Below are 373 nucleotides of genomic sequence, written 5' to 3'. Positions count from 1 at the left end.
AATCTCTTTTGCAGTGTCGAGAGTGAGAATATGATTAACTTGTTCATAAGTACGCGCCCTTTTTTGACCGTGTACTTTTTCAACTTGCGAAATAAAATCTATCCCGTTTTCAAAACCATATTCCGTCATTCTTTCGAACCACTTATCGTACCTAGTTGAAACTTCTAATGCTTGATGAAGTTCTCGACCGCTGATTGCGATTTCTCCATTTTCTTTTTCTTGAATATTGAACATTTCTCCGATGTTCGATTTTGTTTGTAATGCTTGCATTTTATTTCTCCTTTACATTAGCGATATCAACTTGTAGTGCATCGCATATTTTTTTTACTGTGAGGAAACCAGGGTTTTTAACCTCTGTTTCGATAGATCGAAT

Annotated in this window: 1 protein-coding gene; it reads right to left on the bottom strand. The window is 35.7% G+C overall.

Translation table 11 applies throughout. The annotated features are described in order from the left end of the window. Positions 1-270 (bottom strand): antA/AntB antirepressor family protein (locus FPQ13_RS13850; RefSeq protein ID WP_246065541.1); only part of this gene is annotated, 270 nt, incomplete at its 3' end. Positions 271-373 lie beyond the last annotated feature (103 nt).

The organism is Allobacillus salarius, assembly GCF_007559425.1.
Classification (GTDB): Bacteria; Bacillota; Bacilli; order Bacillales; family Alkalibacillaceae; genus Allobacillus; species Allobacillus salarius.
This window is presented reverse-complemented; position numbering and strand designations above follow the sequence as displayed.